The sequence below is a fragment of the Flavobacterium branchiicola genome, from assembly GCF_018383905.1.
Lineage (GTDB): Bacteria > Bacteroidota > Bacteroidia > Flavobacteriales > Flavobacteriaceae > Flavobacterium > Flavobacterium branchiicola.
The window spans coordinates 287,732-314,132 of the sequence record NZ_JAGYWA010000003.1; the positions used below are offsets into that span (position 1 = coordinate 287,732).

At 34.7% G+C, this 26,401-nt stretch carries 15 protein-coding genes; 2 read left to right on the plus strand and 13 right to left on the minus strand.

Translation table 11 applies throughout. From position 1 onward, the window contains the following. Nucleotides 1–46: 46 nt before the first annotated feature. A complete protein-coding gene (locus KHA98_RS08300) occupies nucleotides 47–7,645 on the minus strand; it encodes a SpvB/TcaC N-terminal domain-containing protein (RefSeq protein ID WP_213257129.1) in 7,599 nt (2,532 codons plus the stop codon). Between the two features lie 600 nt (nucleotides 7,646–8,245). On the opposite strand from KHA98_RS08300, the gene KHA98_RS08305 reads away from it, so the two are divergent. Then, nucleotides 8,246–9,637, plus strand: coding sequence for an MFS transporter (locus tag KHA98_RS08305; RefSeq protein ID WP_213257130.1), 1,392 nt, complete (start codon nucleotides 8,246–8,248; stop codon nucleotides 9,635–9,637). A gap of 294 nt (nucleotides 9,638–9,931) precedes the next feature. Here KHA98_RS08305 and KHA98_RS08310 read toward each other — a convergent pair whose 3' ends face one another. The 10 genes from KHA98_RS08310 to KHA98_RS08355 form a co-directional block, all read right to left on the minus strand. Then, the gene (locus KHA98_RS08310) at nucleotides 9,932–11,368 is read right to left on the minus strand and encodes an alkaline phosphatase family protein (protein WP_213257131.1); all 1,437 of its coding nucleotides are present in this window, start codon (nucleotides 11,366–11,368) and stop codon (nucleotides 9,932–9,934) included. Nucleotides 11,369–11,386: 18 nt separating this feature from the next. Further along, complete coding sequence (gene eboE, locus KHA98_RS08315; protein ID WP_213257132.1) at nucleotides 11,387–12,634, minus strand: metabolite traffic protein EboE; 1,248 nt, start codon at nucleotides 12,632–12,634, stop codon at nucleotides 11,387–11,389. Beyond that, nucleotides 12,628–13,800, minus strand: coding sequence for a 3-dehydroquinate synthase (locus KHA98_RS08320; protein ID WP_213257133.1), 1,173 nt, complete (start codon nucleotides 13,798–13,800; stop codon nucleotides 12,628–12,630). Before KHA98_RS08320 ends, eboE begins: the two co-directional genes overlap by 7 nt. Before the next feature lie 16 nt (nucleotides 13,801–13,816). Further along, nucleotides 13,817–14,713 carry a UbiA-like protein EboC gene (gene eboC, locus KHA98_RS08325; protein ID WP_213257134.1) on the minus strand — a complete coding sequence of 299 codons (897 nt, stop codon included), beginning with the start codon at nucleotides 14,711–14,713 and terminating at the stop codon, nucleotides 13,817–13,819. Continuing rightward, nucleotides 14,714–15,622, minus strand: coding sequence for a TatD family hydrolase (locus tag KHA98_RS08330; protein ID WP_213257136.1), 909 nt, complete (start codon nucleotides 15,620–15,622; stop codon nucleotides 14,714–14,716). A gap of 3 nt (nucleotides 15,623–15,625) precedes the next feature. Continuing rightward, a complete protein-coding gene (locus KHA98_RS08335) occupies nucleotides 15,626–16,489 on the minus strand; it encodes an EboA domain-containing protein (RefSeq protein ID WP_213257138.1) in 864 nt (287 codons plus the stop codon). Between the two features lie 38 nt (nucleotides 16,490–16,527). Next, entirely contained in the window at nucleotides 16,528–16,956 is a 429-nt protein-coding gene (locus KHA98_RS08340) for a VOC family protein (RefSeq protein ID WP_213257139.1), read from the minus strand. Nucleotides 16,957–16,980: 24 nt separating this feature from the next. Beyond that, complete coding sequence (locus tag KHA98_RS08345; RefSeq protein ID WP_213257140.1) at nucleotides 16,981–18,030, minus strand: ferritin-like domain-containing protein; 1,050 nt, start codon at nucleotides 18,028–18,030, stop codon at nucleotides 16,981–16,983. Nucleotides 18,031–18,053: 23 nt separating this feature from the next. After that, on the minus strand, nucleotides 18,054–19,808 hold the full coding sequence (locus KHA98_RS08350) for a hypothetical protein (protein WP_213257141.1): 1,755 nt from the start codon (nucleotides 19,806–19,808) through the stop codon (nucleotides 18,054–18,056). Nucleotides 19,809–20,523: 715 nt separating this feature from the next. Beyond that, entirely contained in the window at nucleotides 20,524–21,087 is a 564-nt protein-coding gene (locus KHA98_RS08355) for a hypothetical protein (RefSeq protein ID WP_246522226.1), read from the minus strand. Between the two features lie 153 nt (nucleotides 21,088–21,240). On the opposite strand from KHA98_RS08355, the gene KHA98_RS08360 reads away from it, so the two are divergent. Then, complete coding sequence (locus tag KHA98_RS08360) at nucleotides 21,241–21,645, plus strand: helix-turn-helix domain-containing protein (protein WP_213257142.1); 405 nt, start codon at nucleotides 21,241–21,243, stop codon at nucleotides 21,643–21,645. Between the two features lie 131 nt (nucleotides 21,646–21,776). Here the strand turns inward: KHA98_RS08360 and KHA98_RS08365 are convergent, their stop codons facing one another. Together KHA98_RS08365 and KHA98_RS08370 are read right to left on the minus strand one after the other, a co-directional pair. Further along, the gene (locus KHA98_RS08365; RefSeq protein WP_213257143.1) at nucleotides 21,777–25,091 is read right to left on the minus strand and encodes a tetratricopeptide repeat protein; all 3,315 of its coding nucleotides are present in this window, start codon (nucleotides 25,089–25,091) and stop codon (nucleotides 21,777–21,779) included. Further along, the gene (locus KHA98_RS08370) at nucleotides 25,091–26,263 is read right to left on the minus strand and encodes an ATP-binding protein (RefSeq protein ID WP_213257145.1); all 1,173 of its coding nucleotides are present in this window, start codon (nucleotides 26,261–26,263) and stop codon (nucleotides 25,091–25,093) included. The genes KHA98_RS08365 and KHA98_RS08370 overlap by 1 nt, the downstream gene beginning before the upstream one ends. Between the last annotated feature and the right edge of the window lie 138 nt (nucleotides 26,264–26,401).

The window sequence follows — 26,401 nt, forward strand, 5'->3', positions numbered from 1 at the left end:
AATTTTCAAGTTTTTAGAATTATTCTCAAATTTTTCCCAGTTGCTATTAAAACTGTTGAGGCCCCCAGAGTTCAGTAAACAGACGACAAGTTGCACTTTGACAGATAAAACTATTTCCAGTGGTACCTCTACTAATAGCCCATTCCTCTACAGTTCCTCCCATTTCATGTAATCTTGCCCCAAGGTTTTCTTCTGCATGTAAGCCAGGTACCGTATTTGCTGGAGGATCTAATGGTGTATATCCTAACTCTTCAGCAAGAGCTCTTTGGCCTGGACGCCACGGAGGGTCTATCCCATTACTCGGTGTATTCGGCATAGCAACATCAATTGTTTCTCCTGAGGGTGTTCTGACTTTAGCGGTCAGAATAGTTTGGTTACTTCTAGCGGGATTTTCCCTTAAAATTCTTGTTGCTGATCCTTTATGAGACAATGTTCTACTGGGAGGTGTTCTGGGTTCTTCACAAACATTTTCATCTGGAGAACTGGAGCCAGAACTTCCTCCTTGATCTCCGGACGAAGACATCATCATATGAGTAATCGCACCTCCTGTTGCACTTGTTGCTGCTGGAATTGAAATTGCAGTGGTCGCCGGAACTAACTCAAATGCTACAGTCCCGCTAAGAGTTGGTGTCATTTCAATAGTTGGTAATCCTGGTATGCTTGGTGGCGAACCTCCTGTTAATCCTCTTACCCCTAATGCTGTTGCGGCTATTTCGACCGGAAGTCTGCCGAGTGCTCGTGAACGTTCTCTTTCTGTTGGTGCGTTTTGAACCTGATCTATTGTTTGACTCACACCAACCACACCATATGCAGTTGCAGCTACAGTAACAGTTGTTACAACTGCCGCCTCTGTAACTACTACTCCTGTAACAGCGGTTGCAGTCGCAGCTGTATATGCCACGCCTGCTGCAAGAACTGGAGCTGCTACAGTAGCCGCAACTGCAACGACTGCAACAATTGCAACAGCACCTACGAATCCTAAAGCGACTTCTCCCCAGTCATATTTCCCATTAGTATCTGCATTTGAGATCGGATTACTTTTAACATAAATATACCCATTCACGCCATCTCCAATCCCAATAGGATCACTACTCATCCACCTGCCTAGCCAGGGCAAATAATACCGGGCACTGTGGTATTCCAAGCCAGTTTCTTCATCCCGTTCCATACCTGTATAACGGTAACGCTTGGCAGCGGCTTTAATGGATGCGTTCATGGCTTGGTATGCAGTGGTACCAAATGGGTGGTATTCTTCATATGAGATAATATCACCAGTTTCGTTAAGTTCTAAAGCCGAAGATCCTAAATGATTATGTAACTGGTAACGTGTAGTAAATTCAGTCGATGTTCTGCCAAAGGGAATACCCAAAATATATTTAGGTTTAGTTTCCATATCTACCATTACAAAACGATGCCCTTTATCTATTAGACTCAAACTAATTCTTTCTAATCCGGCATCGGTACCACTATGATTTTTATACAATTCATAACCCGACACATAAATGCGTTCGTTTTTTAATGTTGGTGTTTCTCCTGCATTGGCAGTGTTCTCTGTTATTTTTCTAATGCGTTGTCCTTGGTCGTCATATTGATAATAAGTCGTTTCGGGTGTACCGCCATCGGTTCGTTTTTGTTTAATGGTCTTGATTAATTCTTCTTTGTAGTTCCATCCCATTTCCTGCAAATGAGGCAATGTGGTTATGAAACCATGCTGTGCATGATGCAAATAAGTAAACATTTCACTGCCAACCTGTGTCATTTTCAAACGATTATTACTTGTTTCATAAGTATAATCGCGTGTCCAATTATTACCCGCTGCAACATGTTTCATCTGCATTATATTTCCCACTTTATCGTAGCGATAGTTTTGAGTATAATTTCGAACGGCCATTGGGTCACCAGGATTTAATTGGTGCATAAAAGGAGCATCATTCCAATTGTCCTGACCATTGACTGTCAGTGCAGCATTATTTTCTCTTCCGCTTGCTGTAATTAATTGATATAATGCATCATAAGTATATTCTGAAATACCTGTTACTTTTTGGTTGTTAAAAAACACAACGGGTATATTCCTGTCTTCTATATGAGTAATGTTTCCAACAGGATCATAAGTATAAAACCAATCCTGTAAAGGATCATTATTCTGATACTTAGTTTCCAAACGTTTAAGACGAAATGTTTCTTTATCGTAATGAAACTTATTGGTTACATTGTTTCCGTAAATAATTTTATTCCGTTGGCCTTTTTCGTTGTAGTCAATATTTATGATATAGGTATTTGCCTGTGCTTTGTCAGGATGTAATACGCTCTCTCCATCTAATAAACCCGATTTGTTGTAAGAAGGAGAAATAACACTGCCGTCAGGTGCAATTTGCTTGGTAATGCGTCCCAATGCATCGGTATCGGTAATAAAAGTAAAAAATTGATTTTCTAAATCATCAACCAAATTATCATCGATCCAATTGGCAACTTCCTTATATTTTTTAAAAAGTGTTCTTTTGGTACTTGTTGGTCTACCATGAAAATTATAACCGGGTGTTTCTATTACACCACCTGTATCATAATGTTGCCAAATCTGTCCTTTTAAATTTTTGAGATGAGCATTTGCTTGTGCTTCACCATAAATTATTTTATCAAATATGTGATTTAAACTCACATCTCCATCGCCACCCAAAACTTTGCCATATAAAGGTCGGTGCAGTGTATCGTAAAAATATTGAAATTCATGATTGCGTTCGTCCCAGGTGCGTAACGGCTTGCCCAATACATTTATCAATAACCAACGCTGTCCGGCGTCCATACTTTGCTGATATACTTTGTTACCCAATATGTCATATTTGTATTCCATGACTACATTAAGCCGAGCATCGGTTACGGAATGCAGGTTTCCTTCGGTGTCTAATTTTACACGTGTATATTGCAATTCGTCGACACCTGTTACTCCATTTTTATTATTTTCAATTGACAGAATTGGTCGTCCTAATGTGTCAAAACATTGAACACTGGGAGTATCGGCATGCTTTTCGGCCTTTAGCGCTGCTTGCTGTTCTTTGAGATCATTTATAAATTCCGGATGGGCAGAATCTGTCCTTTTTTGATACCATTCGCTTTCCAATACACAATCGTTAGGGTCATAATTGCTTACTTTCCAACTGTCAAAAATAACTTTTGACAATGTGCCGTTTGGCATTTCTGTTTTTATCAATCGCCCGGCTGCATCGTAATACATGATCGGCGTTACTCCGGTTTCAACCAATTCTTTTAGATCTTCAAATTGATGTGTTACCGAGAAATAAGGCTCATATTGTTTTACGGCATTGCCTTTGTTATTTTTGATGGTTCTGCCGTTGCTGATCCAGCGAAGCTGTTTAGGAAGAGTTTTAGATGTATCTATATCTGAAACGGCAATAGTATTATCCGGAAGCACAATAACATTTTTGGCAAGCCCAGGTTCTGCCTGTGCTTTCTTCGTTATTACTTCCCCTAAACCATTAGAGTATTCAAGGCCAATTTGAACAGGTGAATTGTTGTTTTGCTTATAATGCTGCTCTCTACTTATTGACGCTACTACTGCAGGCTTGCCCGAATTGATGTAAGTATCAAAATCATAAACAAATCTTGACGTTGCTCTATTCAATAAGTCTTTCCCAATATTGGTTAAATCATCAGAATCAGAAGCTTGAAAAAAGTTATTAATCAATAGTAATTCCGCTGCATCTGTTGTTTCGGTTAAATCAGCCAATTCATCGGCTTCATTCCCCTTACCCATTAATGCAACGGCTTTTATTAAACCTAATTCATCTGTTATTACTTCTGACAGGTTAGTATTTATATCACTCAGCCGTTGAGGCGATAAAGTTCTGAAGTTGAATAAATTCACTTTAACCGTATTTCCTATTGCGTCTTCGGTTTCTTCTACAAACAGAAAATAATTTCCATAGTATTTTACTTTTGTTAGGGCTCCATAAGGATCTGTATATGATATTGGAATATAAAATCTATTGCCTGCATCCATCACTACTTCTAAATCTGCAAGAAACTGAATCGTCCCGGAGCGTACCCACCAATTGTCATCCTCTAAACCGCTTTCATTTAATGCATGGGAAAACTTGCCTTCTAACATTAAATTTTGCAGTGCCCAATCATCAGCTTTTTCATGGTAAATATGTCTCAATAAATCAGGAGTATAGGCCAACTGATAACTCTCAAAGGGCAAGCCTAAAGATTCTAATTTGTACAAAGGCAAAGAGCTTTTCAGATCATTGCTTCTGTAAATCGTTTTGGTGTGTTCTATCAATCGTTTTTGTGATAAACCCGCGATTGTTGGTTTATCTATTTCGTGATATAAAACTGTTGCCGATTTTGATATGGTCAGGATTTCATCAAAATCATTTGGAATATAAAATGCATTTGATCTTGGCACATCTTTTAGTTCGTATGTCTTGGATTCTGAAGGTAATCGCAATCGGAGCGTATCAGCATTTATGACATCATTTGTAAACTGATTTTGTGTATAGATAATAACCGTTTTATTTTGCTCTTGCTGTGTTTCAGCAGGAAGCGTCAGATCTGCTAACAATCGAGGGTAGACAACTGTAGCTGAATCTAATACATTGCCGTATTTATCCAATTTAATGTTTAAGTTATGGGAAATTCTCGGATCTTCAGGGTTTCGTTCGTAGTTATAAGTTATAGCTTCATTTTCTTTTACTATAAAAATGGCATGTTTGTTTTTTCCTTTTGGCTGTAATAACTCGATAACACAATTATGTGTAGCTACCGAAAAAGGAATAAGCTCTTTTCTTTTAGCCTCGGCTGTATTTCCAAATTTAATAGCATCTTTTGCAAAAATTTCGGAGCGTAAACCCATTCCCTTGCAGGCTCTAAGTGCTTCACGCCATTCTTGAGCAGAAAGATGTTTAAGTATTGTCGGATCAATTTCAGAAGCAGCTATCAATCGGGCATCTGGTAAGGCTGTTTCGTGATGGGAAACATCAAACCCATTCCGGGACATTTCTTCATACCAGTATTCTTCCGAAAATTGAGTCAGAATTTTATCGTTTTGCAAAAAAGCTCCCGTATGATTCCAGGTTTTAGAAACCACTGGTTCCTGATGCAGTGTCGCATCAACAATAGTACTGGCATTTTCTTTTTTCCAATGCTCAAAATCTTCAGCATCGATTTGTTCAACCATTCCAAACCCTCTGAATTCCCTTTCAGAATGATCATAATAGCCATGATGGTATTTGTATTTGCTTACAAATTTGTAACCTGATATTTTATCTTCGGTTATGGTTTTGGAAATGCATTGTATGGGGAAATGCAATTTAGTTATCCAGGGTTTTCCTGCCAGCTTGTCTTCAATGTAAAATTTAGTGGAAGGTGTGTATTCTAATGAGACTTCTTTTCCTAAATTGTTTTTATAAGAAACCATGATGTGTGGTTTCTTGCTATTCATTAAATCAATATATTTTAATGGAGAGGACGTATTTTTTGATAATGCGCTCGACCATACAATACAGGCAACACCATTGCCTAACAGATCCGTTACTGTAATTTTAGCTTGGGAATTAATTTCTGGGAATGACTCCATCTCAAATGGAATTACGCTAAAACGGTTACCGCTAAGGTTTTTCCAGCAAGTAAATTTGTTTTTGCCTAAATAAATGATGTCTGTTGTTCCTGAACCATCAATGTCTGCCAGTTTTATAAAGGATGGATTAAAATCGTTCTCACTATCAAAAATTGGTGAATTATCCAAAGCTACTTTTGCTCCAAATTTCCCGTAGCCCATATTTGGCCAATAACAAATTTCATCATTTCGAATCCGTAGAATGTCGGTCATACCATCACCAGACATATCAGCTAAATAGATTGTCTGCTTTGCATCGGCAAAAATAATATGCGGGCCATCTTCTTCGTCAAACGGTTTAGGTGTTCTTTGGGCTGCTGAAAATCCATTTCGACCTTCGGAAGTATACCATGTAAAAACCTGATCTTCTGAAATAATCACTTCTGGTTTACCATCACCATTTAAATCCAGCAATCGGGTATTTGAATCGTTAAAATCAATATTTGGAATTCCCTTAAATGAACGAAATCCCAGCCATTCATTATCGTCATCTAATTCAAAATAACCTTTAGGCTCAGTATTGAAACTCACTAACTGTTTGCCTCCATCAGCATCTAAATCGATCAGTTGCATCTTACTACCCAATCCAGAAAAAGCAGGTTTAGGAGAGACTAATTTAGCATCTTCAAATTTTCCATCTCCCAAATTGTGTTTATAATACCATCCATTTGCTTGTTCTGTTAGAATGCCTGACAAACCTTCATTATACAAATCGGTAAATTGATATTGCTGTTGATCCAAACCTGATGGGGCATGTACTAATTGTCCTGCATCAATGGATCTAATACTATTATTCCATTCCTGTTTTTGGTAATCAAACTCCATTGGAGGGAGTTTTTTAAAAGAATAGGAACCATCCCCTTTTTTGATATAACCGATTGAAGTAATAGTTTTCAGAAATGTAAAATCCTGCTCCGCTGTACTATCATATCCTATATTAAGAGATTTGACTAAACCTTCGTATTCATTAGAATTCGTAAAATGATGAAACAGTAATACTCTATTGCATAACCTTGTAGTTCTAATTTCAAAACCTGATTTATAATCTGAAAAAGCGTCTAACCTGAAATTCCAGTCTTTTATTTTGTTGAAAGGTGAAACATCATTATACTCACCATAATCAAAAACCGTTGAAAACAAATAGTCAGATTCATTTGGGAATGCATCCTCAAATTTCTTGTATGGCGTTTTGTTGCCATATAAAACTTTTTCTAAATAAAGATTGGTGTATGTAATTTTGCCCTCTTTAAATCGATTTTTATTATGCAATAAAGAAGCATCAAAACCATTATCATTTTCTTTCTTATAAATATACTGGCTGCAGTTTCCTTTATCGTCAAATACAAATTCGGGAAACCATTCATAAATTTTTGTCTGATCCTTGGGGTTTCGAATAATAGAATTGTCTGTCCATCCGAAAAGTGTCGTGACATTATCTTTTGAAATTACCCGCCATTTAATTCTTTTCGTCGTCTCTTCTGTCCAGCGTTCAATACGAGCAAAAAAACCTTCAATTCTTGGTTTATAATTTCTGATAATAAATAATCCGTCAGATGAAATTCTTTCATATATAACATAGTCCCCATTACTATCTAACTGAAAACTTCCATTAGAATCTTTTGCAAATTCAGGAACTAAATCCTCTACACCCGAAAACAGAAAAGTATCAGAATCAATTAAATCAAGATATTGAGGCAACCCTTTATCTGTTTTGCGTTTAATTGATCCTAAACTAAAACTCCAGCCTAATCCAAAAATACCATTGCCACTGCCTGAATTATAAGAAAGACTTAATGAAGGTGATGTACCTCTTGCAGATGAAAATGGAAGTTGAATTGAAAATGAAGATGTACCATTTACAGCATTAACAGTAAACTTTTCATCGATTCCCTTTAAAGCACCACCTCCTTTTGGTAAAGAAATTGATGGCACTTCAATCGCATTAGATTTGGTTTTTCCTCCATCAGTTTGAAGAAATCCAGTATTGCCGTTGTTTTGAGCCTGTTCTTTCATTTCATCTCTTTTAATGTATTTTAAGATCTAAAGAATATGGGTTGCAACTATATTGGCTTGTAGATGGACTAAAACATTTTACTGTAATTAGTCAGGAAGCAAGTACTAAGATTCAGATTATAATTAAGCTAAAAAAAGTTTTTCAGCTAATTTTTTATTGGTAATCACACTCCAAATTTACATCTTTTAAAAACATAAAAAATAAGTACAAATACCTGTTTTTAAATAACTTACACACGGAAAGACAAATCAATTATAACGAACATTTTATTAAGAGAAAAGTTATTTTAGATTGCATAAAAGTGCCTAAAAGCGTATTTTAAATTTTCTGGAAAAATCAGTGCCAACCGTTTTCATGGACACAAAAAATAAGGATAGTGAGGTTGTAGAGTATGTATTAAACAGGAGCCTTTCATCACTCTACATAGAAACCGGTTAAAATTAAATTTTAAAAACACTTAAAACCGTCAAATTATGCACTTTTTAATTATTAAAACTCAGTAAATTTGACTAATTTGCATGGATGTTCAATTTGAAAAAGCATTTAAAAAGTAAACGGAATATTTACTGCTGCTAAAACTTATCAACGCAATTACCGGCATGCAAACTACTGAAACAATCAAAAAAGCATTACCCATTATTCTGGCTACTTCGATTTTTATGCAGATGCTGGATTCCACAATTCTAAATACGTCCATAACGGCAATTGCCAGAGATTTGCATGAGTCGCCTCTCGAGATGCAAAATGCTATTATTAGCTATGTATTGACATTAGCACTTTTCATGCCGGTGAGCGGGTTTCTGTCAGACAAGTTTGGCACAAGGAAAGTATTTATTTTCGCCCTGATGCTGTTCAGCATCGGATCTTTGTTTTGCGCGCTCTCACAAAGCCTCAACCATTTGATTTTTTCCCGGGTCATTCAGGGTATTGGAGGAAGTTTGATGACTCCGGTGGGCAAACTTGCTTTGATTAGAACATTTCCAAAAAATGAATTATTAAAGGCAATGAATTTTGCCATTATCCCCGCTTTAATTGGTCCGGTTTTAGGGCCATTGGTTGGCGGTTATATGGTCGATTACCTATCCTGGCACTGGATATTTCTTATAAACATTCCTTTTGGGATCATTGGCATTATTTTAAGTTTGAAATATATGCCGGATTACAAATCGCCTATAATCGATTTTGACCTTAAAGGCTTCCTGATTTTTGCAGCTGCGTCCCTGCTTTTGTCTATTTCTTTAGAATTATTTGGAAATACTGTCCGCGTAACACCTGTCTTGCTCATTTTAATGTCTGGATTTCTAATGTTATACTGGTATTATCGTCATGCCATAAAAGACAATAATCCTCTTTTCCCATTGAATCTTTTTCAGGTCCGGACTTTTCGTGTGGGCATGATCGGCAATCTGGCAACCCGATTGGGTTACAGTTCTATTCCGTTATTGCTACCCATGATGATACAGATTGCCTATGGGCAGTCTGCAGTTACATCCGGATGGATCGTAGCGCCAATGGCGCTTACTGCAATATTTGGAAAATCCTTTGTAATTAAAATTTTAAATACTTTCGGATACCGAAAAACCTTAATGGTCAACACTTTTATCATTGGTCTGTTAATTTGTGCACTGGCCATTCCTTCCATTCATACTTCTATTTATTGGTACATTCCCATTGTTGCCGTTTTAGGTTTCTTTAACTCGATACAGTTTACCTCTATGAATTCTATTTCTATTGCCGACCTAAGGGTTTATCATACCAGCAGCGGCAATTCACTGGTTTCTGTAAATCAACAGCTCGCAATTGGTTTTGGAATTGCTTTGGGATTATTGGTACTTAAATTTTTTCAGGGAGATGTTAAGCTCATTCACAACGAAATTCATAATGCGTTCCGCTATACTTTTTTGGTTGTAGGTTCATTAACAATTTTGTCCGGTTTGGTTTTTAGAAGACTACATTTTAAAGATGGTGACAATTTAAAATCTGCCAGTTAATGTTATTTTGGTCTTTCGTTTAGAATTTATCTCAAAAATCCTTCATCTTACCTGACATAAATAATATGTAATAAACCATAATATAAAATTTATTCCTGCCAGAATATTTCAGGATTGCAATTCATAGCTTGACAGTATGAGAGCGTTATCTGAATAATTTGTAAAAGTGAAGTTTTTTGTATTTGCAAGGTTTCTTCCAGTCAGATTGAAATCACTTTTTTTAAAAGAATTTGCATAATATATTGACATCAGATAAATTGTAATTCTTTTCGTTAATGCTTATATAATTGCTATCTAATTCAAAAGTTCACAGCTGTTTTTGTCTTCTTGACAACCAGTTGGCTCAAATACTCCCGTTGCCTCTTTTGCAAAGACGGTATCTAAAATATACTGGCAGACCGAGATGCTTTCCACTTTCTCTGCTTGCTTTTTACTGCTGATAAATACCGGCTTATCCTGTTCATTTTCCGGAATGCATCCATGAGATCCTTTTACCAGTTTGGCATCAAGGGGGATTACATCCATAAGAGTGCGAAATCCTAATTTCTTTTTTATCAGTTTTAGAACAATTCTTGGCAAAATAAATTTCTTTTTAGGGTCTAAAAACAATTCTGCAGGATCATAACCCGTCTTTTTATGAATTTCCACTGTCCTTGCAAAGTCTGGCGCTTTCTTGTCGTCTAGCCAGTAATAATAGGTAAACCAGCTGTCCTGTTCTGCAACAAGAACAAGCTCGCCTGATCGTTCATGGTTGAGATGATGTTCTGTTTTCCCTTCATCATCCAATACTTTTGCTATACCTTTTATTTGCTTGAAAAGCTTTTTTAGTTCTGGAATATCATTTTTATCTTTTACATAAATGTGCGCTATCTGATGGTCTGCTAATGCAAAAGCACGAGATTGGCCGGCATCCAATAATTCCAAACCTCTTTCTTCTCTAATCTGCAGATAGCCCTGTTTGCGTAAAAATCGGTTAATATCTACCGGATCGTTTACTTTGGTAATACCATACTCGGACAAAACAATAACCTCTGCACCATTACCCTCGAAATACTCTATTAAATCTTTGCATACTTTATCAATAGCTTTTACGTCTTTGTCAATTTCAGATGATTTTGGCGCAAATTTTTGACAGCAATAATCTAAATGTGGCAAATAAATTAAGGTGAGTGTGGGATTGTACCATTCGTAGACCAGTTTTGATGCTTTGGCGATCCACTCACTGGAACGTATTGATGTTTTTGGTCCCCAAAAATCAAAGAGCGGAAACACCCCTAATGCCTCTTGCAACCGATCCCGCAAATTAGCCGGTTTTGAATAAGAATCCGGTTTTTTCTGCCCGTCTGCCCAATATTGTGGACGAGGAGTAACCGTATAATCTGCATCTGAATACATATTATACCACCAGAACATATTGGCACAGGTAAATGTCGGATCCTTTTTTTTTGCTAAATCCCAAATCCTTGGACTTTGTATGAGCTTGTTTGATTGTTTCCACATCTTAACTTCGGCATCGGTTCTGTCATACCATCCATTACCAACAATACCGTGCTCTGAGGGCCATTTTCCAGTTAAATAAGTGGTTTGAGCCGAACAGGTAAGTGCCGGAAGTACAGGTTCAATAATGCTTAAATGGTGCTTTTTTTTAAGCCATTGGTACAGAAAAAGTTCTGGATCCTCAAGCAAAGTAGTTGTAAGTCCTACTACATTAATTACGACTGTTTTTTGCATTGTTTTTGGAATTAATATTTAAAGTGAGTTTGTGTTGATAATCTGCTCTTTTACCTCGGCTGTTACTTTGTTTAAAACCCATTTTAATTCTCTTTCAATAGATTGTGTCAAATCTAGTTGCAAATGAGCAGGCAGTACTTCCCATGTATAGGTCTCTATTTCTAAATGTTTGGTAAATCCTGTCTTTTTCCAATTTTGTAAAATATTTACAATATCACATTGAGTAGATTGCAATAGTTGATAATCTTCAATAAATATTGGGACATGAAAATGGGTACGAAGCTCCATAAAATCATCACGTTTCATTGCTTCTATTCCATTTTTTAAATCATTAAATTTATGCAGTCTCTCATCAGTCGTTTTAATTACCACCTGGTGCAGATAGGTAGGCTCATCAAAATTGCGCAGGCAACTTTGCAGTTCGTCAACAGATGCATCTGATAAAACTGTACATTTAAGAGCGGCGCTAATTTGTAATTTTCCAATCTTTAAACCATGCTTTTCCATTTTCTTTATCACCTCTTCACTTTCTTCATAGCCAATGGCAAAATGGCAAACATCATAACAAAGCTGTAGATGATTACGTATATGTTCTTCTGCCTGGGATAAACTACATGAAAGATGTGCCGCTAGTATTGAAGCCCCGTCCTTGAGTAAATAATCTCTAAAAAAGGCAATGTATTCATCACTGTTTTCAATTATGCCGTCTGGTTCAGGTTCAATATCCAGATGCATAAATATACCGCTGGTTTGGTAAAATTCAACTAACTGTATAACAATAGTGATTAGTTGTTTTGTGGCAATTTGTCTGGCCTGAATTAAACTTGCTTCGGTTTTATACCAGTGCTTATATGAAAGCGGTGAAGTCGAAATCCCTCCTTCTATTCCTTCTGGTAAAAGTTGCCCCAAGATGGTAAAAAGCAATTTTGTATAGTTTAAACGCTCACTGCTTGTCCAGTCCGGTAAATGCACTTTATCCTTGACTGGCTCATTGTGAAAATTTCCATATGGAAATCCATTCATGGTAAAAACATACATTTCATTTTGCAACAACCAATCTTTGAATAATGATAAGTTATCATCTAATACCAATTCTGTTGCAGCCTGATAAGAAAGACGCAAACCTATACCAAAAGGCATATCTGGCGATACTTTCTTTTTAAGAGGTACACAATAGGTCTGTATACTTTTAAAAACAGCCTCCCAGGATTCACCAGAATGAATGTTGGTACAATAACTTAAATGACCATCTGGACTGATTAACATACTTCGGTATTTAATTGACAAAATGAAAACAGATACTGAACAGATTCGGTAATTAATTCCTTATCTAATGCGTGTACCTCATCTCCAGTTCCTATATCACTTAATAACATAATTGTAAGTTGCCCTCCCAGATGTTCTCTAAACTCATCTAATCCTTTTACCAACTCATCGAGATGCGTATCAAGAACAGAATGATTTATTGCAAAACCAAGTGCTAAGAAACATTTTAAGATTCTATCGAGACTGGATTTATCAATTTTATGTGATAAATAAGAGTAGGTAACATCGAGGGAAATACCTATTGCCACGGCTTCTCCATGAGTAATATCATAATTGGTAAGCTGCTCCATTTTGTGCGCTGCCCAATGTCCAAAATCTAAGGGACGAGAGGACCCTTTTTCAAAAGGATCTCCTTTTTTAGAAATATGCTCGGTATGTAAAGCCGCACAACGAATAATAAGTGTTTCCATAACTGAAACATTTCTAGTATTGAGTGCTTTAGTATTGTGCTCTATCCAGTCAAAAAAAGAAGCATCCTTAATGAGCGCCACTTTTATAGCCTCGGATATTCCGGATCGCCAATTGCGGTCACTTAAAGTAGTTAAAAAATCGGAATCGTTTAGTACAGCATATGGTGGGGCAAATGTGCCCAGGAAATTCTTTTTTCCAAAATAATTCATACTGTTCTTAACCCCCACACCCGAATCATTTTGTGATAAAACCGTTGTAGGTATTCGAATAAGCCGTACACCACGATGTGCTATTGCAGCTGCATAACCAACAGCATCCAGTACAGCTCCTCCACCTATTGCTATAAGGAAAGAATGTCTGTCTATTTTATTGGTATGAATTAATTCCAGTACGCCTTTAATGTATTTTGAAGTGTTCTTAACATCCTCACCTCCTTGTACTACCAGTATGTTACTTTCAGTAACGCCAAATTGATACTCATTAAAATACTTTATAACTTTTGTAATAAATTGACTTGTAGCATCCACAACTCCTTTATCTATTACAATTGTTACTTTGGGCTGCTGAAAACCAGGTTCTTTCTTCATCACATCCATAAGTGATGTATTATTTACATTAAATAGAGAACGACTAAAAACGATGTCATAATTAAATGTAACTTGAAAATTTTGCTGAAGTAGGTGTTGATGTTTCATATTATATAAATTATAATCAGGTAACTGCAAATTTTTTGGATAACAGTATAGACAATGGCAATAAAGCCAAAACAAACAGTGCATAAACCAATCCTGCCGAGCCTGCTACATAACTGGCATTAAGGGGGATTAAAGATAAGACTCCTGTTTTAACAGCTTTTTGTATCGTAGCGGGCTGGTTGTAAACAAAAGCTTTATATTTTGCAAAAAAATTAATTCCGTACCAAAAAAGAAGAAACGGTAATAGAATCCAAAATCTAAATTCAAGTAGCTGCCCTATATAAACAAACAATCCTACTACTATAACATCTAACAGTAAAGCAAGAAGTATCGCTGGTTTGTTATTACCACCTGCCTCTTTTTTGGCAGTAAGTGTAATGGCTGCTATAAATAAAATGGGAATAATACCAATATACCAATAATTAAAAACGGCATCCTTACTGATACTCATTCCTAAAAGCAAATTTCCTCCCCGACAAAGCCCCATATTTAATGGGCCTATAACGGGGTAATGTTTGCTTATCTTATCATAACTTAGTGCTAAAAGACTAATAATAAATGCTAAAACCCCACTTAAAGTTGATACCAAAAACGCAAATCCAATCCCCATTAAAAGCATTAGGCATCCAAGCAAAACAGCTTCATTCTTGCTAACCAAACCACGAGGAAGTATTCGTTCGGGGCGGTTAATACTATCGGATTTTAAATCAAAAATGTCATTAAATACAATTCCGCCTCCATACAAACCTATTGTTGAAACTGTTAACAATAATATCCTGACTATAAAATGATTATGATCACTATCCAAAATTAAAACTCCCGAAACAGCAATACCTGCAAGAATATCTGCCACTGCCGTAACAATATTTGCCGGTCGCAATAAGGTTAAAACATAAAATAATTTACCAGACATTTAGTTCTCTATAATAATTTTAGGATACACTATTTCCTGAGCTTCTTGTCCTCTAAGAACACTGCTCCCTTCAAACAAAGAGTCCTGGGCAATTACCATTTCGTTTTTCCAGTCTTCCTCATTCATCTGCCCGCTTTGTCCATAAGCTGTTAATGCATTTTTATAACAGGTTAAATGCACATCTTCTTTAGCAATTCCTCTTTCGAGCATTAAAGCCGCCGTTTTAGGAACCGATAAAGGATCACTTACACCCCAATCAGCAGAACTATCTACAATGATACGTTCAGATCCGTATTGCTTTACGACCTCAACCATTCGTTCATTTCCCATTTTAGTATTAGGATAAATAGTAAAAGCGGCCCAATATCCACGATCCAAAACCTGTTTGGCAGTTTCTTCATTATTATGATCTATCACTACCATATGTGGTGCGATTCCGTGCTCTTCAAGCACATCCATGCTCCTGATTGTTCCGTTCTTTTTATCCCGATGCGGCGTATGAACCATTACTGGCAGCTTAAACTGTAGTGCCAATTCAATCTGCAGCCTAAAGTATTTATCCTCGGCTGGGGTCTGGTCATCGTAACCAATTTCCCCAATGGCCACAACGCCTTCTTTTGCCGCAAATAATGGTAACAAATCCATTACTTTTTCTGCCAGAGCCTCGTTGTTTGCTTCTTTAGAATTTAAGCCTATTGTACAGTAATGCTTAATCCCAAATTGCGAAGCTCTGAATCTTTCCCAACCAACCAAAGTACTAAAGTAGTCTTTAAATGAGGAAGCTTCTGTTCGGGCTTGTCCTAACCAAAATGCAGGTTCTATAACTGCCACAACACCTGCAGCACGCATAGCCTGATAATCATCGGTTGTTCTGGATACCATATGAATATGTGGATCGATATAATACATATACTAAGATTTTAATTGTGAATAATATTTTGTTCCTATTTCGTGCCATGTAATAACACTATCTTGTAATAATTCTTTAGAGATTTCACTCTCATTGTAAAACGAACTTTCTTTTAAAGCTTTTAATGCTGCTGGTTTGGTTAATGTATCACCGGTCTCTATAGCACTGAGTAAATCGGCCGCTATTTCCTGATTAACATAACCAGCAACCAACCTCCATATTTCTGGTGTCACCAATCTGCCTGCCGACCAGCGCTCGTGGATATAATCATGCACGATTAAGGCCAGTTTTTCACTTTTGCGCAAGTCCAAATCAATAATTTGATACAACGGACGTCCCATAAAGACAGCTTTTAAAACCAGTTGATTCCAGGGGTCTATTGGCAAATATTTTGCTGCAAAAGGATTAGCCAGCGCAATGGCATCAAAAACAGCAACCATATTTGTCCTTATTCCCTCCTGAACCAGTAAAATAAAATCGGGAGCATTTTTTAAGAAATAGAGTCCTCTGTACAAACAAACAAGCTCTTTAATATCAGCCATTTGGGCCAGATTTTTTATTATTTCTACATTTTGACCTACAGGAAGATAAACCATTAACAAACAGCGACAAAGCTCCTGTAAATCCCAATTACTGTGTGTAAAACCTGGATAGAATTTTTCTAATTGTATCTTTTCCTTTGCGGTCCATTGTGGAATAACAGGAGAAATATTTCTGGAGATTAATCCAAATGTCTGGAAAAACTGTGCAGAATTTTCAAAAATGATGTTTCTTTTAAACCAGTCTAATTCAGATCCTGAAAGTTTACTCTGAATTATTTCTTTTATTGATTCTTCAATATCCGTTTGGGCTGATGTTGCTATCATGTCTCCTAATTTTACTAATTACACTATTTTGACATCTCTTATTTCAAAATATTCTCTCTGATAACCAAGGAATTGTTATCCGGATCTCTGAAAAAGAAAAACTTGTCCTCGTATCCTTCGTCTGAAATATTAGAAATAATTTCTGTACCATCTATTACAACATTTTTAGATTTGAAATAATCCAGTGTCGCCTGTATGTTATCTACAATAAAACTTGGCACAGTTCCTGTTTCGGGCAATGGATAAAATGGGGCATTAATATCTTTGTATAAGCCCAGCATAAAACCGCTTTGAGTCTCGGAGCCTAAATACAATTGCATAAAAGATTCCATACCGTAATGTCCGTCAGAATTAAGCGTGTATTTTTCATCAACCTTAAATCCCAGAATTTCTTCATAGAATTTTTGAGATTTAAGGATATCACTCACTGATAATTTGATGACGACTTCTTTTGACCTGAATTTCATTTTAGACTTTTTTTATTCTATAAATTATTCTCCAACAACATATTCAAAACTAGGCCCCGCTACAAAACCAGGATGATTCGGATCCGGGATGGCCAGTAATTTAATAGCATATAATCGCAAAGAAAACATTAACCCCATTGCAGTATTAATTTTCTCCGGCTCTCCATTAAACGTTTCGTGCAAACTATTAAGCAATGAAGTATAGTTGTAATTAAAAAACTTACTATTAATATATGCCTGCGAATCTTTTGGATAATCATTCATTTTAGGATTTGGCCACATATTAGGTACTAATTCCGGATTAAAAGGAATTAGAGGCTCGCCAAACATATACCCTCCGGCAGGGTCCGGTTGTATAGTTTTTCCTTTATAAATTTCTTCAAAGCGATAATAGTGTGCCAGCTCCGGAACATTTCCGTCATCTGCGGGAGTCACAAATGGATCTGTTGTTGTTCCTTCCCCCTGATCGATAATTATGTCTATACCTCTTATAGCAGTTGCCTCATCGACAATTGGAAATAATAAGGAAGAATCATAAAATTTTTCATAGGTCATTTGATAATTAGGGTTTCCTACAAATATTGTTTTTCCTTCAGCTTTTGCTGCAGCTTCAAGTTCTGTTATTATTTCTTTTATTTTGGTATAAAACACCCCAATAGTAATTACATTGGATACTAATAAACGATTATGAATATCAATTGGTTCTTCTGGTTCTTCAATTGACATAAAAACATCTTTGACAAGATCTAATGAAAATTTCTTGAGTGGCACCTGTAATCCATCAACTACAGAGCCTGGTAAAGGCCCCGGGTATAATGGTATAAAACCAGGTTTATTAATTACCGGACTTCCTCCTACAGCATTTAATATGTTACAGGCAATAGATAAGTGCAGCATTTCCTCGCCAACTACAGAACCTATTAAATTCTCTATCTGATCGTTACCAGTTTCAAAAAGTGTAAATTTTGCCGTTAAATAGGGCGGAATTGTAGAATGTTCTAACTCTATGGCAGTTTGGAGCGCATTTTTTAGATCATCAAGCGTTTCTATTTTTAGTGTTTTTAAGAATATCATAATTAGATTTTTATTTATGAATACTATGCTTTAGTTCCATTTTTATTAATAATATCTTGTAAATAGTTGAGGATAACGGTCTTTTTATATTTAGAAAGATCTCTTGTAGCAGGCATATAATTAGGATCTTCCGGATCCTTGCTAAAAACCAAATGCAATATTTGGGCGTTATTTTCAAACACCGATCTATCGGCCAGATTAAAGATTCCTTTTGACATCAACGGATATAAATTGGCATATTGCTGCATAATGGGTTGTATAAAGTTATCCCAGTCAGGTACTATTTCTGTGGCTGGAGCACCCGAGTAAATCAAAAGACTAATAAAATTAGATTGATTACAATCAGCAAAAGTTTGTGTACTTAGGTTGTACGAAATCCCATATATCTGTCCATCAATGTATACTCTGGGATTTCCAGGATCGGGAGCTACAAACTCCAGTGTTGCTTGTCCGTTAGCATCTGTTGTAATTTCAACTGGTTTTTTCCCTGTAAAATACGGTATAGGTGGGGTACCTATTTCTGGTACCACAGGTGGTGGTGGCGAAAAAAGCAACTTTTGTGTATCATCCTGCATCTGAATAACTGCATTTGGAAGCGCTTTTCCAAGATGAGTTGCATAAAAATCAACCTTACAAGTATCTTCCGGATCTAAGCGGAATACAAATTTATCAGCACAAACGTAATCGACAGATTCCACATAAATTGGTGTTCCGCTTAAAGATTTTTTTAAGCTAAAAACATTATCAAGACTATCTACCATGTTCGTAATAATACTTAATGGATATTGGTTGATAAGATTCAATTGTTCTTCTGAAAGGGGAAAAGTAAAAATTCCTGATGTACCCATATACCAGTCAGGGCTTGAATAATTGATTTGTCCAATGACAGATATCCCTGTGTTGGTATTGATAACAAGATGCATATCTGTAATTGAATTAACTACACCGCCGGTTGTAAATTGTATTGCATTACCAAAATCAAGCACAACTTGTTTCAATTCTTCATTTACTAATGCAGTAGCAAAATTGTAAGTTTGTGATTGTCCTTGCGGTAAATTTTGAGAAAGTGGATTTGGGAATAATTGTCTCCCCAATACAAAATGTTTAGGTTCGGTACTATTAGAAGGTCCTATTGAACCAGCTATCCTTCCTAATGTAAATTGCGCAGAGGTATTATCTCCAACATATCTATCAACAGTAAACTGTATTGATAATTGATCTGCACTTACTGCTTTTAACTCATTTAGATATCTCGAGTTAGATATTCCAAAATTCCAATCTATATTTTTTATAATAGACTGATAACTTGCTGCTGCTGCCGAGTCAAAGGATTGATCAACCGATCTTGAAAACCAAATATTGGTAAAGGCTGCCACTTCATAATCTCCTTTCATGAGCGTATTACCCTCATTACTTACAATGCGTACAACAAAACCCCAAAGCTCAGAAACCATTTGCTGCTGAGTATCTAAATCTACAATTTTACCTGCAGTACGCGCATCCGTATCCATGATAGACATGCCAATGATAGGATCTAATAGTGGATTATCGGTACTTGTACCATCCTGATAGGTAACACTGGTAATTTTACAACCTAGAAATCGCCAGTTTCCAGTGCCGTCAGGATTCCACCAGCCGTTTTCCTGACCCGAACCATAATTTTGATACTTTGGTTCAAATGTTTCATTGTTAAAATGTGTAGGGTCATTATTTACAGTCGAAGGATCGGCCTGAAATTGCCCTGAAAATGTAAGACGTGGGACGTTTAGATATGACATAGGGTTTACATATTTGGATTAAACAAGTTTTATATTTTTAGTTAATTAGTGGTATTTAAAATAGTATGCCAGGCACTGTTTCTTACAAGTTTCCCAACAAAAAATAAGTATTTATTACAAAGAGAAAAACAAACAAAAAAGTCATTTGTCTTTTATAAAGCTGCTATTAATACGTTGATTTCTTGAGGTAAATTTATATAGTTTTCTTACAAAAAAAAACAGGTAAAAATACCTGTTTTTTTATACATCACTGATATTCTTTACTTTAAAAGAGAATTTATAACTTCTGCTGCCCCCCCACTTGTAAAGAATTCCCGAAGTGAATATGTAGTCCATACTATAGCCACATCACGGATAAAAAGTAAAATATTCCTTCGGGAGTTTTTGCCTTTTTAGCGACTAAAAGCTTAGGCAGTATCAATCATAAGCGGTGTTTACTTTTTCATTAACGGAATATATTCCGTTCCACATTCACCAAATATTTTTAATGGTTTGTTGAATTTCCAGTATTTTGTAATTTCAGTCTATCTTTAAAAATTAGAAAAGGAATACCTTTTAGGTTCTGTTTTTCATTTTCATCTCTGTATTCATCCCATACGATTCCTTCAAGCGCAAGATAACTACGATTATTGATAAAATAAATTTTGACAAAAAACAGGATAAATCGTTATAACTGCTCGCTGCAAAATCCTGATTTTTAAGGATTATGAAACGCTTATGTTGCAACAGAATCCATCAAATTCTTTTTCTTGATTTTCTCCACTCCCCTTTCTCTCATTAATTCTACTGCATCCAGCATTTTGATTAAATAAATATAAGGCGTCATCAGGTCAGCGCCGGGATCATCGGCATGGGGAGATAAGGAAAGCTCCGTGATTTGACGCAGAAACAATTCAAATTCTTCAGGAGGTTTTTCTTTAAATGCTTTTTGAAATACAATAAAAGGATTATCGTATTCTTCTTTCGTTAGCGAAGAAAACCTAAAAACCGTTTCAGAGCGCAAAGATTCTTTTAGCATCCATTTTTTACTTTTGTCTTTTAGGCAAAAACACACTTTTATAAAAGAGCTAAAAGCCGTATACAAGATAAAAACATCTGAAGGGTTGTCTTGTTTGTAGACTTCATTTTTATAACTGTACGTGACCACTTCGCTTAAATTCTGTTTGTAATAATCCAGATGTGCAAAGTGAAAAAAGGCTTTAATTACCTTAAATGGATTTCCTGCTACATCTCCTGCCCAAAAGCTGGTTTCGTATGCTGTTTCATTATTCTTCATCATAATTATGTTTAAAATTCTGAAGCTAAATTCTATTCTTTCAAAAGGATATCCTATTCTAAAAACAGATATATTATCTTACAAAAATAGCTGCATTTTTATAGTATATTTTTCTATCTTTGAAATTCAGGATTTTTAGAAAAATTGATATTTATTATGGAGCAGAAAATACATCAGGGAAGAAACGTAAAACGCTTTAGAGAAATGCTTAACATAAAGCAGGAAGCATTGGCTTATGATCTGGGTGAAGACTGGAACCAAAAGAAAATTTCTATGCTGGAACAGAAAGAGGTTATTGAAGACAATTTGCTAAAACAAATCTCTGCAGTATTAAAAATTCCTGTTGAAGCTTTTCAGAATTTTGATGAAGAACAAGCAATAAATATTATTTCTAATACTTTTCATGAAGGAGCATTCATCGGTAATTCTGGTGGTACTTATAATGTTAATCCATTGCTAGAAATTTTAAAGCTTCACGAAGAAAAGATTGCTTTGTATGAAAGGATGTTGAAGGAGAAAGAGGAAATGATGGTTAGGCTTGAGAAATTGATTGGTAAATAATTGTTTATTAAGATATATTAAAACACAAAAAAGAGACTTTAGAGTCTCTTTTTTTGTTTTGGAAATACTCGAAAGTATAAATGTTATAATTTAAATATAGATCATTTTATAAATGTTTTAAATTTCATTAATTAATACTTCTCAATAATCTTCATTATTTTTCTTGCTGGATCTCGTATTTCGACTGCTTTACTATTTAGATAATCTTCGCTATTTTTTTCGGTTAATGCCTTAATCGCTACATAATATGGCGCCAAAATAGTATCAAAACCATTATGTTCTAGAACAGATAAAAACCAATTAGCATACCCTAATTTAACAATTACTGCTCCAAAACGCCACCAATCATCTTGAGTATTAGAAGGAAAACCTTCCTCTAAACGGCTGAATGCTTTTTCAAGATATTCTTTTGCAATACCTTCATTTCTCTTATACAATTCAAACAAAGTTTTATTTAGCCAGTAAGAATCCTCTATTTCTGGAATAATTTCAAGTTGATTAAAATACTGTTCCGCCGTCGTTTGTTTATTCAATTTATCTCTATAGAGAAAAACTAAATTGAATTTTGAATAAAAATTCATGCGATCTATTTCAATAGCTTTTAAATATGCCTTTTCAGCATTATCATAATCTTGTAAATAATCTTGATAAAGATTTCCTAAACTATTCCATAATTCAAAATCATTATCAACTAATTCAATTCCCTTTATATAAGCGTTCTCTGCTTTCACATAATCTTCAAAATAATCTCGATAAAGACCACCTAAGCTTACCCAAGAAAAAGAATCTTTCCCATCCAATTCAATAGCCTTTAAATAAGTTTTTTCTGCTTTATTATAATCTTTCAAATCATTTTGATAAAGAACACCCAAGCTTACCCAAGAAATAGAATCTTTTCCATCCAATTCAATAGCTTTTAAATAAGCTTCTTCTGCTTTATTATAATCTTTCAAATCATTATGATAAAGAACACCCAAGTTTACCCAAGAAATAGAATCTTTTCCATCCAATTCAATAGCTCTTAAATAGGCTTCTTCTGCTTTATTATAATCTTTCAAATCATTTTGATAAAGAATACCTAGGCTTACCCAAGAAATAGAATCTTTTCCATCCAATTCAATAGCTTTTAAATAAGCTTCTTCTGCTTTACTATAATTTTTCAAATCATTTTGATAAAGAACACCAAGGCTTAACCAAGAAAAAGAATCTTTTCCATCAAATTCAATAGCTTTTAAATAAGCTTCTTCTGCTTTACTATAATCTTTCAAATCATTTTGATAAAGAAAACCCAATCCGAAATATTGAGCAGACGTTTTTCCATCCAATTCAATAGCTTTTAAAAAGGCTTGTTCCGCCTTTCCATATTCTTTAAAATAATCACTTTGATAGATAGTCCCTAACGCTGTCCATGGCAAATAATCCTTTCCATTCAATTCAATAGCTTTTAAAAAGGCTTGTTCCGCCTTTCCATATTCTTTAAAATGATCATCTCTATAAAGAATTCCTAAATTAATCCAGGCTTGAGAATCATTTTTATCTAGAATGGCCATTTGCAAATATGCTTTTAGAGCTTTATCATATTCATTTAAATAGTTTTGATAAAGAGTTCCTAATCTTGCCCATGCGAGAGAATCATTTTCATCCAATTCAATAGCTTTTAAATACGCTTTCTCTGACTTTTCATATTCTTTAAAAAAATCTTCGCAATAAATATTCCCTAAAACAATCCATGCAAAATAATGATTTCTATTTAAATCAATCGCTTTCAAAAGTGCTTGTTCTGCTTTCTCATACTCTCCAAAATAGTCTTCCAAATAAAGAATTCCTAAATTGACCCATAAGTCTGCATTATTTATATCTAAATCAATCGCTTTCAAAAACGCTTTTTTTGACTTTTCATATTCTTCAAAATAATCTTCTTGATAAAGAATTCCTAATTTAATCCATGTTTTAACATCATTTTCATTCTCCGTTAATTTTTTCAAGAAACTTTTTTCTAATTCAACATATCCTAGTTCTTCCTTGTCAATTTCATTACCTTCTAACAAACCAAACTGTTTTAAAACTTCGGGATTTTCTTTAGCCTCATCTTTTAAATCTTTATAACATTTGTCAGTAAGTTGTTTTTTCAAATCTTTATCTTTTAAGACTTCTGCCATTGCCAAGTTATACACAATATGATTTAAACTCTTACTTTCTAATTTTAAGCTGTTCTTAGCCATTATATGCAAATCATCGCCATAAAAAGTCTCCAAAAATTTTGACAAACAATACAATTCCTTTTTCTGTCTGCGACTACTTCTACGCATTAAAAACCAGATATTAAAAAATCGTTCACTAATTTGATAAGCATTCCCTTTGGCTTTATAAGCATCCAATCTTTCTATCCATCCTATTTCAACCAATCGTTTCAACTGAGGAGATAATTGATTATTTTCCAATCTGGTTTCCGTCCTTAATTGTTCCAAATTCATTGGATCCCAATGCAAGGCTATAGCATCAACAATAATTTGCATTTGTACTGACAGTTCTTCAAATCTTGCTTTATATAATGGTGTAATTTCATCTAATAACGCCTCTAAATCATCATTAATTTCTTTTGAAAATCCTTTTACAATAATTTTAAAAAGCATCACAGCTGTTCTTGGATTCCCGCCCGTAAGTTGGTGTATCGTTTTTAAACGAGCTATCTCGTCGTGAATATTTACTAAAATTTCTTCCGCATTAGTCACTTTTGCCAGATTATTTAAAATATCCAAAAGCTCTTCAAAACTTAATTTGTTCAGATAACTAATTTGAAAGGCGTCATAAAAAGGTGCACCATAATTATAAGTATCTTCAATCTCAACCGCACTTGCTCCAATAAGGATTGGTGCATCATTTTGCATCAACCAAGCCCGCAAAGTATGTTGCTCGCTTTTATCTAATCTATCAAAAATAAAACTCATATTATCAATTAATAACACCGGTCTTTTACCTATTTTTTTTGACATTTCAATCAAAAACTGAAAAGCTTGTTTAGCTAAATCTTCTACATTTTTGATTTTTTGAAGCTCTTTAACTTTTGAGTCAATTAATCTTACTTCCTCTTTCATTTTTAACAATTCCAAAACATCGGCTAAGGCATCTAAACTATTCAGCCAGAACTCTGATAAATTGTTCAAATTGTATTGCTCTTCTGGAAAAAGCAAAGGCACAAAATTGGAATTATCTTTTCTTAATTCTACCTCTATTCTTTTCAGCAAAGTGCTTTTCCCCATTCCTCTTTGACCTATAAACAAATAGTGTTGCGGAATACTATTGGGGTTTTCTTTACTTATTTTATCTATCAATAACTGAAAGTATTTTTGTCTCACAACAAACAAACTTTGAACTGCTTCATCATCCAATCTCTGTGGATTGTACAAGCCTAATTGACTTAATGATATGTGTTTTATCTTATCCATTATTTTACAAATCTATTAAACCAAAAATCTCTTAATAGCGGAGAACGAAAAGCATATTTAATTTCATCATCAACTAAATAACCATCATTTTTCAGCATGTACAATAATTTATTAATTAAAGTTTCTGTTTTATCAGAATCATTAATTTTTGAATTTAAAACGGAGAATAAAGAATTTCTACTTTCACCTTCTTTGTTCATTGACATTTTTTTAAGAAGTTCTCGAGCATAAATTTCTAAATCACCATAATCATTTAATCTTTCTTCCCAAGTGTTTAAATTTTTTTCATCTATCAACTGGTTGTATGCTTCATCTACTGTTTCAATACAAATTAACCTGTCATTTACTTTAATTAAATGATTAATTTTTGAGAATAAAATCTGAATAAAATAAGGTAATAGCCATCCTATTTTTTCTAGTATATAATCTGAAATTTCATCTGAAAAAATTAAATTTTCAGAAACTGCCAGTTCCTGCACAAATTCGTTTGCTTGTAAAGGTGTAAATGCACCTAACGGAAAAGAATTAACATCATTAAAAGTATAACTTAAATTATGCTGATTAGTAAAATTATCAATACCAATAGAACTACAGAAAATCCACCTAATTTTTGTACCGGAAACCTGCCTAAAACTGCGCAACCAATTCAAGAAAAATTCAGCATTCTTCTTTCCGTTTTCAGAATCATTTTCTAAAAAACTACTTAACAAAACAGTTAATTCATCAACCATAATTAAGGTTTCCTTATCATGTTCAATCAGTGATTTTAGTTTTTCGTAAACATCACTTTTATTAGATTTCCATTCTAAAGATGCTTGTGCTCCACCAAATTCAATTGAAGTCTTTATACTAGAAAGAATTTTTTCCAATTTTTCGCCCGATTCACTTTTTACCTTATTCCACCAACTTTGCTGAGTTAAATGATCAATAAATTTTTTAACAAATCCTTCTTCTGATTTTATCTCTTCAAGATTTATTTCCAAAACATTCCATCCTTCTCCTTTTGCTGTGTTCAACATTTTTTTAGCAAAGGAAGATTTTCCAACTCTTCTTGGTGCTGATAATATCAAGGAATTACCTTTTTTTATCGAATTCCATGCATGATCCAATTCCTTTTCTCTTCCGAAAAAATTCGCTCCTTCAACAGGAGAACCAGTTATATTATTAATCATAGTTTACATATTTTTAAGCTACAAATATATATACAAATTTGTATATATACAAATTTGTATATATTATTATTCAAGCAATGTTATCTTTAAGTTTAAATACATTACAAAAAACTCATCGCACGGATTTGCAATCCGTGC